General features: G+C 56.9%; 10 protein-coding genes and 1 pseudogene. 4 read left to right on the top strand and 7 right to left on the bottom strand.

Annotated elements, in window-relative coordinates:
- Positions 1-52: 52 nt before the first annotated feature.
- The 3 genes and pseudogenes from ATY76_RS29365 to ATY76_RS29355 all read left to right on the top strand — a co-directional run bounded on the left by ATY76_RS29365 (position 53) and on the right by ATY76_RS29355 (position 2,313).
- Positions 53-1,078, top strand: a complete 1,026-nt coding sequence (locus ATY76_RS29365) for a GlxA family transcriptional regulator (RefSeq protein WP_088678162.1) — start codon at positions 53-55, stop codon at positions 1,076-1,078.
- A 202-nt stretch (positions 1,079-1,280) separates the two neighbouring features.
- Positions 1,281-1,826, top strand: a pseudogene (locus ATY76_RS29360) (hypothetical protein); the annotation flags it as partial.
- Complete coding sequence (locus ATY76_RS29355) at positions 1,816-2,313, top strand: hypothetical protein (RefSeq protein ID WP_088678161.1); 498 nt, start codon at positions 1,816-1,818, stop codon at positions 2,311-2,313. The pseudogene ATY76_RS29360 and the gene ATY76_RS29355, both read left to right, overlap by 11 nt.
- 325 nt (positions 2,314-2,638) lie before the next feature.
- On the opposite strand, the gene ATY76_RS29350 is transcribed toward ATY76_RS29355, so the two are convergent.
- The 7 genes from ATY76_RS29350 to ATY76_RS29320 form a co-directional block, all read right to left on the bottom strand.
- Positions 2,639-4,165, bottom strand: coding sequence for a hypothetical protein (locus ATY76_RS29350; RefSeq protein ID WP_088678160.1), 1,527 nt, complete (start codon positions 4,163-4,165; stop codon positions 2,639-2,641).
- Positions 4,166-4,265: 100 nt separating this feature from the next.
- The gene (locus ATY76_RS29345) at positions 4,266-4,973 is read right to left on the bottom strand and encodes an adenylate/guanylate cyclase domain-containing protein (protein WP_088678159.1); all 708 of its coding nucleotides are present in this window, start codon (positions 4,971-4,973) and stop codon (positions 4,266-4,268) included.
- A 3-nt stretch (positions 4,974-4,976) separates the two neighbouring features.
- Positions 4,977-5,891, bottom strand: coding sequence for a TIR domain-containing protein (locus ATY76_RS29340; protein WP_088678339.1), 915 nt, complete (start codon positions 5,889-5,891; stop codon positions 4,977-4,979).
- A gap of 475 nt (positions 5,892-6,366) precedes the next feature.
- A complete protein-coding gene (locus tag ATY76_RS29335) occupies positions 6,367-9,030 on the bottom strand; it encodes an ATP-binding protein (RefSeq protein WP_088678158.1) in 2,664 nt (887 codons plus the stop codon).
- 306 nt (positions 9,031-9,336) lie between these two features.
- Positions 9,337-11,781, bottom strand: a complete 2,445-nt coding sequence (locus ATY76_RS29330; RefSeq protein WP_088678157.1) for an AAA family ATPase — start codon at positions 11,779-11,781, stop codon at positions 9,337-9,339.
- A complete protein-coding gene (locus ATY76_RS29325; RefSeq protein ID WP_088678156.1) occupies positions 11,778-12,362 on the bottom strand; it encodes a hypothetical protein in 585 nt (194 codons plus the stop codon). The genes ATY76_RS29330 and ATY76_RS29325 overlap by 4 nt, the downstream gene beginning before the upstream one ends.
- Entirely contained in the window at positions 12,359-14,044 is a 1,686-nt protein-coding gene (locus ATY76_RS29320) for an SIR2 family protein (RefSeq protein WP_245310128.1), read from the bottom strand. The genes ATY76_RS29325 and ATY76_RS29320 overlap by 4 nt, the downstream gene beginning before the upstream one ends.
- Positions 14,045-14,669: 625 nt before the next feature.
- Here ATY76_RS29320 and ATY76_RS29315 point away from each other — a divergent pair.
- Entirely contained in the window at positions 14,670-15,602 is a 933-nt protein-coding gene (locus tag ATY76_RS29315) for a nucleotidyltransferase and HEPN domain-containing protein (RefSeq protein ID WP_088678155.1), read from the top strand.
- Positions 15,603-15,744: the final 142 nt, after the last annotated feature.

Genomic DNA, 15,744 nt, shown 5'->3' with positions numbered 1-15,744 from the left:
GGATTGAACATGCGGGCGTTTCCGGATCCGCATCGCAACAGGGGTCAAGGCAATGCGCATCGTTATTCTTTCCCCTCCCGGGGTCCAGTCTCTGGATATCGTCGGTCCCGCTGAAGTCTTCTGGGAAGCCGCCCGAAGGCTTGGCGACATGGAGGCATACGACATACAGATCATGTCGACGGGAGCGCCGTCCGTGAGCGGAACGGGGCAGCTTCGGTTCCTCGCCGACCGGACGATCTTCGACCCGGACGAGCCGATCGACACGCTGCTTGTCGCTGGCGATCCGTCGTTCCAGACGATCGATCCCGAGGTTATCGCGTGGCTGCAGCGGCGGGTGCCGACGGTCGGGCGCTTCGGGTCGATCTGTACCGGCGTGTTCCTGCTGGCGGCTGCGGGGCTGCTCGACGGAAAGAAGGTAACGACGCATTGGGAATGTGCCAGTAAGTTCGCCAAGGACTTTCCGGCGATCGATCTCGATCCCGACGCGATCTATATTCGCGACGGCGCACTCATCACGGCGGCGGGCGTCACCTCGGGCATCGATCTGGCGCTCTCGCTGGTCGAAGAGGATCACGGGCGCGACATTGCGATGATCGTCGCCCGCTACATGGTGATGTTCATGAAGCGTCCGGGCGGGCAATCGCAGTTCAGCGCCCACCTCGTTGGCCAGATGTCAGAAACGACCCTGATCCAGAGGGCGCAGGAATATGTACTGGCAAACCTCAGCGCTCCGCTCGCCGTCGATGATCTGGCTCAGAAGATCGGTATGAGCAAACGCAATTTCGCCCGGGTGTTCCGCCGCGAGCTCGGCATGACGCCGGCGGATTTCGTCACGGCGGCGCGAACCGACGCTGCCCGCCGTCTGCTGGAGGATACCGCCCAGCCCCTGCAGAAGATCGCCGCCATGTGCGGCTTTAGCGACGTCAATGCGATGCGCCGCGCCTTTGCGCGAACGATCGGAGTGAGCCCTAACCACTATCGCGGCCGCTTTCAACGTTCCGCGCCTGCCGGTATGGAACGATCCAAGTATATGGTTTATGAGACCCGCCCTGCACGCCGACAGGAGCTGCGATTGTAATGGACGCTCATGCCCTGATCCCCCGAAAACTGAAGGGAAATTTGGCCTCAGGTCAGAGGAAAATCCCGGTGGAGCGATCACATCGTAAGGCTCGGTATGATCTTGCCGTCCGAAACTTAGGCCACGATACCAATCACCGTCGGCGTTTTAGAACGGACTGTGCCTTTCATGCCAGCGGCCTGACAAAACCTAGCTCTCTTTCATCGAGTGCAAGTTCACCGAACCCGGAGGACAATGTAGCCAAACGGCTGTTTCTCGCTCCGGCGAACGCCAATGCAACGGACGCTATGAAGACCAAATCAACCCGGGCAATGGCGTGCGGTCGCAATGCGCTCTGACAGGCAAGAGCATCCGCTACTGGGAATACATCCCAAAGGTCTTCGAGCTCGATCCAGGTGTGGACCATACACCCTGCCCTTTTAAGGAAGACGCCTATCAGTGGATGCGCAACGCCGTGCTGGCTGCGGCGATCGGCAAGCACCGCAACCTTCAAGCGGCTGCGCTTGCCGCCTTTGCCGATCATCCAAGCTTTCCAACTGCGCAGAAAGCGAAACGGGGCCTGATTGATCCTAGTCTCGCCGGCCAAGGGGCGATCACGCCTATCTCCTACCAGCAGATCATTGCAATTGCCTGCCAAGTCGGCCGTGACCGAGCGCTCTGGGACGAGCTTTCTGCATGGATAGATCATAAGATCGCACGGGCAGCGTCGCGAAAACCCGGCTTCCAGGAGGTTGGAAATGGATGCTGATATCTGGAATCGGGCCTTCTATGACGACGGCGAATGGGTTTCCTGGTCCGACGTGGAAGAACAACTCCAATACCACGAGTGGCGTGCCAAATATCCCAATGCGATCAAATCTTTGATCCCATATTTTCAGGAGCTCTTGGCGCTGGCCGAAAGCTACCACCGTGAGACAGGTCGTCATCTTGACGTGTACGGAGTCATTGGCGAGCTGTTCGGCGCCATCACCCACGGCATAAAGCTGAACAAGAACTACGCGCAGGGTGCCGACGGTCGGCTTGGTAACGATCACGTGGAAATCAAAACCATTACGCCGTTTAAGTCCAATGACGAGGTTTGCGTCAAGGTGTCGGGAAATTTCAGCAAGCTCCTCGTCGTGAAGATCAACGCCGACTTTGAAGTCTCGTCGCGGATGGTTGATCGCTCGAAGCTTCCCAAAACGGCCAAACCTCTGCTGAGTATAAAGTGGAGAGATCTGCCCAAAGGCCAATGAAGACTTCATCCGTGATCGCGGCAGTGGCGGCGCGCCCCCACTGCGCAGCCGCGTCGTCTCCAGCCCACGCCCTGATAAAAAGGGCAAGATGCCGTTCCCAATGCAACCAGCATCCCGCGTTGCCTCGCCTATTAGAGCGGCGCCCCCATTGGGCGCTGCCGGTGATTTTGGTATTGACCAGTGCGGCACGGCGCAGCGTTAACACATCGAGAACCGACAATACTTGTAGTACCAAAATCGATATCATCCGGTCGCAAAGAGGCAGGCTCCCACAGGTGCTGGGTCAGGTGTTTGGCCGCTCGCGATCAGCAGCGTGACAAGTGCTCTATCCTAGTCTGCACAAATGCCTGAAATCCTCGGAAAATTCGACGCTTCGGGCTCCATCCCTCTCGGACCACGAATAGGAATGCACAGCGATGTCGAGTGCCGTCACCGCTTTGGCCATTCCCGCCGGGATGTCGGTATCGATCAGCAGCACGGCCTTGTGATCAGCCAAGCGTGGAAACAGCTTCCGATAGAGAAGAAGCTGGCCTACACCAGTGTGGACATCGGAGGCGGCACAACCGGTCTTGATCTCGACCAGCAGCGATTGGCCGCCCTTCGGTGCAATTTCCAAGTCGATCGAATAGCCACCCGCCCGGCGCCATTTCCGATAGTCGATTTTCCGCGCAGCAAGCGCAGTTGCGAGCGCTTTCCAGACTTTTCCGTGCAACTGCTCGACGATTTTCGGGTCTGCCGCGCTGCGAGCCGGAAGCATATAAGGCGCGTCGCTCTCGCACCCACCCAGGCTCTCTCCGGCGTCGCTCTTGGAATCGGCCGGCCCGCCGATCGGTGTCCGCGCCGCCCAGCATAGCTCGACGAAGGCCGCGGTCTTCCTGCGAATGCGCGTGGGGGCGTCGCCGAGATCGGCAACCACGAACCAGTGCCGTTCGGCCGCCTTCCCTTCAGCCTTGACGGGAACCGGAGAGAGTCCGGTTGATCTGATGAATTCGGCAACACGAATGTCGGCGGCGGGCCGCCGGCCACGCAGCCAGCCCTGGCGCAGCAGGTGGAGACCGCCCAATTCGTCCTCCGCCACCGCCGTCAGGCGTTGATAGGAACCCGGCGCGGGCGGGGCGTTGAATTCGACTGCCCATTCCTTCCCGAGAGGATCGAGCCCCGCCTTCACCTCAACACCGCCGTCGCCGCCCTTTTCGGTGAACCATACCTCGTGGCCGGCTATTGAGCGAAGGGCGCCAGAACCGCCTGCGTTTTCGAGTAGGATGTCGCGCCAGCGGTCGATAGCCTGCCGCGACACATCTCGATCAGTCACCAGCCGCAGGGTGGGAGACACCAAGCCAAGATGGCGTCCGATATCGTCATAACCGGGTTCAAACCCGCCGATGCATTCTACGCTCCAGTCGACGAGTTGCTCAAGCGACATTGTGAGGCCCTTCGCGGGGGGTATGATGCTGGCGAAAGGCGAAAGATGATGGTCGTGGCGGCGAAGCACATCGTAGCGCGCGCGCAGGGGTGTGGCCGCATTGACGGTGTCAATCTTGATGCAGAAGCCATCCGCGTCGATCCCGACCGTATAGGCCAGGTTTTTCGATACACGGCGATGAGGGTAGATGCGCGTCCAGGTGTAGGATTTGAACTTCTGGTGCCATTGATCAGTGGGTTTGGAGAGCTTGCGGACGTAGCCTTGCGGGAAGACTTTTGCCTGGACCTCACGTGCCCATTTTGCGTTCGCTTCATATGCCACCACAAGTTCGGCATAGTCACGGTCCTCGGCAGGCTCGCCGGCATGTCGGACTTGCCCGGCATATTTCTTTAGCAGCGCAAAATGCTGGGCAGTGAAGCCGTGTTTCATGTCCTGCTCCGATTCGTCAAAACCCGCCCTGGCAGCAGTCTGTATATTTCAGTCGCCACGAGGAGACGTTGCGACGCACTGTCACTAACCGGCGCCGGTCTTAGTTCGAAACGGCCCACCAATACGTCGAACCATATACAGGAATGTCGTTCTGCTGGGTCCAACTGAATTTTTTCCACATGTCCTGGCGGGGACTGCCGCCATATTTGGCCTCGTCCCTCAAGCGGCTATAGGCGTCCTCCGTAATCCACGTTCGCTGTGGAAGCTTTATCTCAGTAAGCTTCGCGGCGTAGTTCGCGGCCCGCCCGACCCAGACGATATCGTTATCCCCTCGAACGCCTGTTCGGGCAGCTCGTATCGGGCTCGTATCGATACCCACCACCTGGCTCACCGTGAACGTGTTTCCTGCATACTGCTTCGAGAGGGCAGGGTTGATAACGCTTTGAACCGCACAATTGATCTTCAAGCCACAAATGGCCGCATCTGAGGTTTGGGTGCTGCCAATGAACACAGCCATTACCCGATCGCCATCGTAAGAAGTAATGACGCCCCCGCTATCACGGATGATCTTTCCGGAGCAGAACAAGAACGTCTTATAAATCTCGGCCGCCTTTTGCCATCCGAGGGTATCGACCATGTTGGTCGAACCGGTCAGGTCAGCGTAGAGAACGGTAGCGCGATCGAACTCCACCACATCATTTGACAGTTTGAGATCAGTTGGTGAGGGAACAACCTGTCCCGCACGTGTCGCCCATTGCTCCCGAAAAGTCTGAGCCGCATGATCTTGGAGGTCTTGAAGCAGGCCCATTCGTTATCCGTTGTTCGGCCCCATGGACTTGATGTGTTCACGCAGCCTGTTGCATGCCGGGGCGAGAAGCGCAGTCATGTCTTTGCCGGCTTCGAAGCGGTACGTCACTGTGGTGATGCCCGTCATGTCGCTGGGCAGTTTAAGCTTTTCGTCGCGCGGTTCCATGAGGATGGACCTGGCACGGCCGAGCCGCCCCATAAACAGTCCTAGCTCCAGAACGACGTTGTCACGCGGCGTGGGCCAGTCCTGGCCACGATATGCGGTCATGTCGTCGGCATGGGCTACGGCAATTGCGAAATCGGAATCGTCAATCGCGGCCTCCAGAGATTCCATGGCGTAATTGGCAATGCGGAAGACACCGTCGGTCCAGACCGTGCAGGTAAAGGGATCGTGCTCGAAGGCGTCTTGAATGGCACGCGCGATCGTTAGGCCTTCGACAGACGAGATGATGAATACGCGGATCTTGTCGCGATGCATATTCACGAGCTTGTTGCGTTCGAGAAGCCGCCGCGAGAGTTCCTGTGCGATGGTGCGGTAAAGCTGCGGAAAACGGGTGGCAACCTCGTCAAACTGAGGTTCGGTCAGCTTCGCAACGACGGCCGATGTTTGCGCTACTACGCTCGCGGAGCGTTTCTGCGTTGGCTGGATAGCCGCCATTTCGCCAACAGTGTCACCCGGTCCGCGTGTAGCAACCGAGCGGCCGTTAACAACGATTTGGAAGGTGCCGGCTAGGATAAAGTAGATATCATTGCTGTCATCGTCGTGCCGGATTAGCTCAAACCCTGCTGGATGTTCCTCGATCGTGCAGCGATCGGCCAGTTCCGCCGCAATGTCCTCTTTGCCCCTAACTAGTTTTTGCCCGGCCAACGCGTCAATGCGAAGCCGGCGACCGTCGGCGCCCTCAAATCGCTCCTTCATAAATCCCATCCCTTTCGCGGGGGAATTTAATGCAGCTTTCGGACGATGACAATCGGATTGCTTTTTATATTAACAACTTAGCTGTGTAACCTCCGGTACTATACCCGTGAAATCTCGAATTCATGACTTCGGGAAAAGAGTCTTTGCGTAGGTGCTATAGCAGTAGGGATATTATATAAATCCGAACGCCTTCGCGCTTTCCTCACCGAGCTATCTCTCAAAGATTTCCTGGCCATCCCGAATGCGTAGAATGGACGAGATTAATCAAAACCACTTTGAAGCCGTCCACTCCGAACTTGCGGGGACTATCGCGCGATTGGGTAGCGGGAAGATTTCCGACCTAGCGAAAGTTAAATGCGACGCCAACTTCGACGCCTGGAGGCTTCGAGAACATGTTGCCGGAGCGGAGACGGTACAACAAGCGCCTTCTTCGAAAAGGCGTGCGTGTTTGATACTTACTAAGCAACTCGCTACGCTAAACCCGAGCATCGACCAGATCGATTGTAATCCCCGGTATTATGATCCGGTCGCCGTTGGTGCGCCATTCGCGCTTGATAGTCTCTCCGCTATAATGCCCGAAGTCAATCCTGCCGCCTTCAAAAGCCAGCGTTCGACCCTGTAGCACGCAGTGGCGTCCGAGAATTGCTAAGAAGCTGAAAGGCGCATCGACCCCTTCTTCGGGAACCGCCCAGTAGTCGCGGCTATCTGCGGTAGCTCCTGCTACGAGGACGTTTTCGAGCTCCACTGTCACATCGTCCGGATGGTAGAGGAAACCCGAAGGGATATTCACGGTTCCACTGATAGTCCATTCTCTGCCGTTTGCATGACTCCGGATGGGCGCATAGATCGGGCCCTTCGTTAGGAGAAGCTCGTAAACCTCAGTGACGGTAAACCACTTGCCATCAATTCGCGCATTTGCGAGAGGCGACGCATCACCTCTAAAACTAGCGGCATTTGCGGCAACAAAATTTCTCTGTTCGCCGGTCAGGTCAATCGTCGCCCATTTTGCCGCCTGACCGGATGCCCAGCGCGCGACAGCTTCCCTATCCAGAGGCTCGCTTAGGTCGCGTTTAGGTCCTGCGGGCATACGGTCTACGCAGCCCACTAACGCGGTCTCCGTACGGCTTAATGTCTCCGTTTTCTTTGTACCGAATCCGCCGATGGCATAGACACCTAGATGCTGTTGGGACGGGTTCAAAGACGCTCTGCCAATCGGGCGGGCCGGCGATCCAATTATCTCGACTAGCTCGGGGTGGCTGATAATGGCTTCCGGGATTTCGTCACCGGGGATGCCAAGAATGCGCGGCAGCCAGTTCTCCACCCCACAAGTCGTCCAGTCTGCACGAATGACTGCTCTGGCCCCGCTATCGCTATCGAATCCCTCGATGTCCACGTCTATGATCGGACACATCATGCCAACCAATTCGGCAATCGTGTATACTTCTGGCGCTATTTCCCGGCGCGTACCATCGGGGTCGATAACAGTCCGCGCCCCTCGCTTGTGCATCAGGCGCGTTTTCGTTTCGGCCCCTATGAAGAGCTCTACTGATGTAACGACCGACATGGAGCCGCCTTCGGCTTCTTTGATTAAGGGCCGTAGCCCCAATCCCGCCGAGAACTGAAGGGTTTTTGCAGCCGAAAGTCCTTCGTTGAAGGCGCGGCTGGTAACGCTAACGATTTCCGTAATCATAAAGACAGAAAAAAAACCGATCCCGTATCGTCCGATATGTCTGAAGCGTCGCGCAACGAAGCCCGGACGCTCGTATTTCAGCGCTGAACTTGACCAGCCGCTTTCACCAAATGTCAGAAATGGTCCCGTAAGGATCGCGGGCGACATGCCAAAGCCGTCGTCATTCACCCGCAGCCAGTAACCCGTCTCTCCGTGGCCGTTATCGCCTGCTTCCAGTTCTACGACTACCTTTCCATGGTAACCAGGTTCGACCAGTCGGCGTGCTCGGACCGCGTCGACAGCATTCTGGATCAACTCTCGGAGAGGCACGGTGACGTCATGGCCATAAAGTCCGCGGCCACCGAGCATATCTACGATTCTAGAGGTGTCCCCCACCTTCACCTCTGCAGATATCGGTTCCCATCCGTCTGTTGATACACGTTTAGCGAAGCGTTCCGGTGTTTCGATATCGCGGATACGTCGTAGCCGTAGTCTCTGCTCTCCATTATCTCGCAATAGGGCGTCTGTTTCCCTCAATTCCCTATCGGCAACTCTCGCGAGATCATAGGCGATCCACCAAGCGCGGGCCTCAGCCTCCTGAAAAGGAACTGTGCTATTTATCGCTAGCGCCTCCTGATCCTCAATGTCTACGTTGGTGGCGAGATGATTCTGCGCAGCCCAGTGATAAGCCGACACACCCTGTGGGTTGGAAATGGCAAATTCGAAGTCCGGGGCACGGGAACCGTCGATTTGAATTGCATCAGCGGTTCGCATCAGAGCTGCAAGCAACATTACTCGAACCGAGCCATATTGGTCGTAGGGGGCGATGAGGCTGCGGGCACGCGGCAACGTCGCTACCTTCGAGAGACTCCAGTGATGGCTTGCGGCGATTTCGCCGATTGTCACACTCATGTGTCTGCGAATCGTCAGGTCTTCCAAAATATAGAAATCAGCTCCGACAAGCGGATTGCTGAACGCTAGAGAAAGCAGTTTAGCAGCTGCCGCCGCGTGCATTGCCCGGACGGTGTCGAATGTGACCGCCCTTCGTACGCTTTCGGTCAAATTTGCGACAAGGGGAAGGTCATCGTCCGGGTCGAGATTGTCGAGACGCGAGACCAGATTGTCTTTCCATTCGTCAGTTTGCGATAAAGCCGATAACCCGCCTCTGTATGCAAGCACGGTATGTGCTGCGTCGTGTATTAAGATAGCGACGCCAAAGATGAACGTTTCGACCGGCGTTAGTTTCACTCCCTCCGGGACAAGAAGGTCCGCCGCCCTCCACAGTGCCACAAAATGCCTTTCGTCGTGAAGTGTAAGCCCAGGGGCATCAACCGCGATGCGCTTAGCGATGGAGCACGATTTATCCCAAGCTTTCGCGTACTCGGCATCGAGATTCTTGGCTGTGGGATCATTTGGATCCGAGAAGGCCTCTTTCCAGAGGCGAGATGTTTCGTAGGGCTTGCTATTCACGAAATCGGACCAGTCTAGAAGTGTTTGCGTAATGGTATACGACCGCTATTCGATTCGACAATCGCCGTAGTATGGAAGGCGATCAAAGAGCGCTACTATTCAAATATCTCTGCTACGTGCGTCGCCTGAGCCGCCGAACTGAGGATGTCCTCAAGGCGTTGATGCCGCCAGGACACGCGCTACCCTGTTTGCTAAAGAGCTTGCATTGTGTATTGGCTGAGGAGCTGGTGCCTAGCATCAAAACTAACATCATCGAGGGCGATAAACTTCGGAATGCCTCCGTAAAGCGATGCGAGGGAACGCCTGCTAGGCAGCAACTGCTTTATCGTCGACAAACTCGAAGAACTTGGGATCGGCAACAGTATTCCCGTCGAAGCTGCGGCTGATCTCAACGGTAATAAGGCTATCGCCGGCGAATGCAGGACTGAGCTCGAGTGCGAGATAATCAAACAGAGCGCGTTCGTGGACGGCGACTATAACCTGCTTGCCCAAATCCTTTGCGAGGGTTCGCAGAAGCGCCGCGAACTGAGCGATGTGGACGTCGTCCATGGATTGGACCGGATCATCCAGAACGAGCCACGGCAATTGTGCGGGGACTGACAGGTTGAGCGCGAGAAAGAGCGTCAGGGCAGAGGTGTTCAGATTCCCCTGGCTCAACATTGCTCCCGGCGTCCCGGCTGCCTTTCCGGATCGATGAACCGTCTGCAGCACAGCCTCAACTTTTCCTGCGGCATCTGTTGGGAGTTTGAACTGTGGCACGAACTGTTCTGCGGGGGCGAGCCTAACGAACAAGTCCCGCCAGACTTTATTGAGAGACCCGCTGAAAACGCCACGAACGATATTCGACCGTACGCTGCTCGCGGTCTGTGCCACAAACTTTGCTTTGTCACGGATCGCGTTGATCTCGCCGACTGTGGAGCGAACCGAGGCGGCGCGTTGCGCGATCTCTGCCCGTTGGCTTCGCCGGTCGGTAACGATTGAGTTTTCGCGCTCGTACTGGTCGAGTTCCGTGACAAAGGCGATTCTAAGTGAAAGCCTCTCCTCTACTCCCCTGACACGCTCTCCAACTAGGTCAAGCGCCTCTGCGAGAGCGGCTTGCGGCGTCTCGAACGAATTCACCGGACGCCCAGAGACCCGGCTGACGATGTTCTCGAGTTCCGGAAGAACGCTAACCGACAAAAGCAGCGCACGTCTTGTCGTGCTGACCGCCAGCCGAGCCTCCATCACGCTGCGGCCGAGCCTGCTACCCTCGGCCGCCTGCTCGGAAAGTTCCGTCAGCTGGCTGTGGAGAGAGGAGGTCGTCGATTTCTTCTGCCGCCATCGAATTAGATCCTCGGCCGAAAGCGCTCCTCCTTCAGCGGCGACGAGATCTCGCTGTGCGGTGGCAAGTCGCTGGCTCTCATCAGCGCGCTCGGCCGCGAGTGCCTGCAGTTGACCCGCCTCGGTTGTGAGATTGGCGATGGTCGCGGCTATGTGGGCGGTGAGCGACCCCATCTTCAGTTCTGCATAGTCGCGACTGCATACCGGGCATGTGTCACCTTCCACATGGGGAGCCACACCGGCAAGCGCGTTCGCGAGTGCACGAGCATCCTTGGCGCCGGCTTCCAATTTCTCATTGATCTCGCGGATCCGGGCTGACGCACGATCAATAACTGCCCGCGCATTTGTGAACGCCTCGACAGCCTTGTCGTGTTGCGCCAGTACCCTATCGCACCGAATGATTTCGGCGCTGCACCATTTCACGGCCTCTTCAGTAACTTCGTGGAATTCTAGATCAGGGATTGCAAGATCTGCGTACTCTTTGCGCACCTGGTCGAGCAAACCTGTCAGCTTGACGCCAGGCCCGTTCAGCCACGCCTGGAGCGCCTCTGCCTCTTGTGCGCCTACACGTTCCACGGCTGCGACATCGAGGTCTGCACTCAGATTTTCCGGTCCGTTCAAGCGAGACTGCAGTGCAAGCAGCTCTGCTCTATCGCTTGCCAGCGCGGAGAGCTGCTGTTCATCAGAGCCACGTTCGGAAGCCCGTCCACGAAGCTCACCGACGTCCAAGTTAGGGCCGGCAAATGTCTCGCCGGCGAATAATTTTGATAGTAGATCGCCGATACGTTGGCGCCTGCTCCGCAAGGCGTCCTCAGCGGCCGATAAGGTGGTGGCCAAGCGCGATGCCTGTGCCTCGTAATTCTCAAGCAGCCCTTCAAGCTGCTTGTAAGAAGGGGCAATCTTGCGCACCCGCGTTACGTTGAATGCGTGATCGAGGCCGTCGACCAGCGCGTCAAGGGGATCGAGCCTGAGCAATTCTTTGACGAATTGGGTGAGTTCTGAATGAGTGCCCTTTTTCTGCTCGTCGTAGATTTCGAGAAGGCGGCCGAGCACGGCCTGCGGCAGATAGCACCGCTCCGCAAAAAACGACGCGACCGTCTCGGGCAGAACGGGTTCCGCTTTGAAATGATCCGAAGAGAACGTCAGAGCTCCCGGTGATCGTCCGGTCACGTCAGGCAGATTTTCAACAGAGAGTTGGATGGAACCCGACTTGGCGTGGATGTTGGTGAGAAACTCCTGGTAGCGGGACTGTCTTCGATCCAGGTGTGCAATTGAACCGGTCAATCCGAGTTCCAAGGCCGACAGCACACTGGTCTTGCCCATGCCGTTGGAGCCGTGCACGAGAACCACATGTGCATCGAGTGGCACCACGACAGTGCCGCGGATACTGCGGAAATTCTCGATGGTCAGTGACTTCAGCTTCGGGGTCATGGTTTGTCGCCCTCCTCCAACGCTCTGTCGGCGCGATCAGTTATCTCTGCTGCCAGAGCGTCCTCAACACTTTCCTTCCCACCTTGCGCCCAGCTTATGAACAGCTCGGTCTCGGCCTCATCCAGTGATTCTTTTAGGTCGTCCACCAAGAGGCCGCGCCAATCCGCGAGGTGGGCGACAGGTGGCGGGCTCTCTAACGGCAGCAGGGCAGAAAGCCAATCCTTCACCGTCTGATGGGAATCTTCGCCCTCAGGGGCGCCGATCGGAAGCACTCGGCAAACCCGATTGATGGCGTTGACCAGTTCCTTGTCTGCCTGGCCTGAGGTCAGAACTACAGTGACGGGGCGCCTCGAACCCACCACATCAAGGGCACGAGTAAACGCGAATACCGATCTGGTCACGACATCGTTCGCTGAGCCCCCGGTCAGTTCAATGACGAGAACGATATCGTTCGCTTTGCCCGTGCCGGCGAGGATATGGGTGAAGTCAAATTCCTGGGAGCCGATTCGAAACGGTTTGGCGACAACGCGGTATCTGCCTTGGGTGGTCAACAGCTCGACGACGCGTTCGCTGGTTGTCACAGTCCGACCTCCCCGGTAAACCGATGCCGAAAGTCTCCCAAGGAGACACTGTCTTTCAAGATATCTTCCATGCCGAGATAGCGAGGCTCGGGGCGACCATCGCGCATAGGCGCCCGCGGGCTTCGCTGTTTTCCTTGCGTAACGCTGCCAGAGCATAGCACAACAACGTCCGCGTCATCGGGGCTGAAAGCGCCGGACTTGATCAACCCATTGATTCTGTCGTCTGTCGAAGCGAAAAACACGCGGGCGCTGGCGCCGGGCCCGCTTACCTTCAACGTTCCCGACGTGTTGGCGGAAGGATCATCTATCGACAGGCTCCACTTCTTCTCCTGAACTTCCAATCCAATGGCGCCCAACGCTACTGCCGCCTCGATCTGACCCGAGTATTCGATCTGCTTGTCAGCGCTCATCAGATGAGGAGCCTTTGAATGGATCGCCACATAAGGCCGAGCGCCACTCTCGCTTCGCCCGGCAAAAAACTGCTCGGCGTGACGTCCGATCACTCGGGCTATTGTCCGCGCCATCTCATATCGATCGGAGTCACCCCCTTCGGCGGCCTTATTGCGGATTGCTCTTATGCCTTGAGCAAGTGCCTCCTTGGCAGCCGTGTCCAGTCCCTCGGACGAAACCTTTAAGGTGAGAAGCTCAAGTTTTTGTCCGAGGACATACAAGAGCAGTGCGAGAAGAATGGCCTTGGCGTAGGCGGGAAACTTGGCGTTGTCGCATATTGAATTGCGGTTTGCCTCGTAATCGGCTGGATAGGCTCCCTCAAGAATGGATTTCTGCCCCTCGCTCAATTCCTGTGCCGAGAAGATGATCGGCGAAGGCTCGTCATCCCACTTCCAGCCCTTGTTGCCGAACAGGAGCTGAATATTACTGTCCTGCGCAGACATGCCGATCATGATGGTCCGAGTCCGTTGCAAAAGCGCACCGAGTTGCACACGGATTTTCTCGAACGCCGGATTTGCCATCCATTGGTTGATCGCAGCCTCTCTGGCGACCAGGAGGGGCCGGTACTTCGGTTCATCTTCGATCGCTCGCCGCGCGCAACCATGAAATTTGTAAAGAACGGCCTCGCCCTTGGGGCCCTTAAGATCGTCGCCGGTCACGGCCACAGTGTACGGCGCGCTGGTGTGGCCCAGCTCGTCCATCGCGGCCTCTAGCAGGGCGTCCCAATTTGCAGTCGCGATATCCGAAACAACGCCCTCCAGCACAAGCATCCCAATTGCGAGATGCTCGGCGTCTGCGTGCTGCGATGCGAAGGTGTTCTTGAAGTCAAGGACGTCCCAGAGGAGATAGTCGAGTTGTGGCTTTCCCTCGACCTCAGTTCCCAGCACCTTAGAATACTTGGTCCAAAGACGGTCGATGATGATCTTCTGGAGATCCTTTTCCAGCGGCGTTGAGAAGTCAATTTGAGTACGCTGCTCCTGGCTGAGTTCCGCAAGATCTAAGATGCGAGACAAAGCCTTGAAATGGGGACAGGTTGCGGTGTTCTCGACGCGTTGGCGAAGTCCTTCCAGCAACTTGGCAAGCACTCCGTCCAGCCCGACGACGCGCTCACGGGAGATGGCTGACCCAAGCCACAGCGCGTACATGCCGCTGGTGAAGCCTTCGGCAAATTTGGCAAACTGGCCTTCTAAAAGGTCAATCGTTTCTTGGATGGAGATGGATGCGGCTGACACAATACTATTCCAAAGTGAACAACCTGGGATTAGCAAAAGCCGCGAGATAATGCTAGGCCGGCGTTATTCTGTCTGCGCGAAATGCGGAAGAGATAGATTGATCTATATCGGTTGCTCAGGCGGGTTGAACAGAGAGCCTCGGCTGGTATCCGCCTCGTCGTCTAGGACGAGCGTCCTCAAGGTGGACGAGAGCGCGCCACCGACCAAGAGCGAGGCTCAGGCGGCGGCAAAGTGCATCCGTTCGAGCGAATCCGCGCCGACCGACGAACGGGTGATCCGCTCATTAAGACGCGATGCGCTGTCAGCAGTGGGCAGCAAGAGATTGGTCGGGGACTACCACGAAATGTCGCAAGGCATTGAAAGTATGGTTAATCGAGCATTAAACGGAAGCGACTGTTACAGTCGGTTCTGCCACAGACTGGTCTTGATGAGGCGAGTTTCACTTCCGATAAGTACCGCTTATCGGAAGCTACCCCATCGGTGGCGCATCACCCTGTAAGCCTATGTGTCTCTCGCGAGACCGACGTATCCGCTGCGACACTCAAATCGTCAAACGACAGTCGCCATACGCCAGTCGCGAAACTGCCAGTGGACGATATCTTATGTTTCGCCTATCGATAATGAAATGAAGTCGTCTGTCGAACATATTCCGCTTCGCAAACAACGTGAGCTCGAACGCGCTCTGCAAATTCTTCACGAGGAATTCGAAGACGTGCTGAGGGACGGCACGGCAGAGTTCAAAAAACGTGGGCGGATTCTGAAGATTATCCTTTTTGGATCATACGCCAAAGGCGGCTGGGTGGACGAGCCGTTCACCATCAAAGGATACCGGTCGGATTTCGATCTCCTGATCATCGTCAACAACCGCAAACTCTGCGAGTTCGCCGAATATTGGTACAAGGCAGCAGACAGATTGATCCATGACAAGTCGATCGAGACGCCGGTGAGCTTCATCGTTCATTCTAGGCGGGAGGTGAACACCTACCTCAGGGAGGGGCAATACTTCTTCTCCGACATCCGTAAGGAAGGTGTCGTACTTTACGAGCTGGATGACGAGCCCCTGGCTGAGCCAAAGCCACTCTCACCATCGGCTCAGCTTAAGGTAGCGAAGGAGCACTTTGAGGAGCGGCTGGAGGCCACGCAGGAGTTTTTCCACCTGGCGGAACATGCTCGCAGCGAACAATATAGAAAGCGCGCCGCTTTTCTTTTTCATCAGGCCTTAGAGCAGGCCTATTCTTGTGTCCTCCTGACACTCACAAACTACGGTCCGCCTTCTCATAATATCAAGTTCCTCCGCTCGCTCGCCGAGGAGCAGGACCGGCGCCTAGCTGAAGCCTTTCCCCGCGACCAACATCGTGAGCGTGCGTGGTTCAACACCCTAAACGAAGCATACGTGAAAGCGCGGTATTCAAAGCATTTCGAGATCAGTGAGGAGGCCCTCGCCTGGCTGGGGGAGCGGACTGCTATTCTACTGGAGTTGGTCAAGGCAGTGTGCTCTGGCTATTTGGACGGCCTGAAGCGCGGGAGTGCTTTAGAATTAGCTGACGGCCGGCCCTGAAGATCCTGAATGTCTCCCCTTTTTAGAAAACCGTGAAGAAATAACGCCTGTCGGTATCGACGGAGCCAGTAAATGCCAGCGGTAACAGCAAGGTCCGTGATCGGCTCCGCAACAACGCGTGGCGCAGTTTTCCTGCCTCAGA

It is taken from the genome of Rhizobium sp. R339, from assembly GCF_002211395.1.
GTDB lineage: Bacteria > Pseudomonadota > Alphaproteobacteria > Rhizobiales > Rhizobiaceae > Rhizobium.
This window is presented reverse-complemented; position numbering and strand designations above follow the sequence as displayed.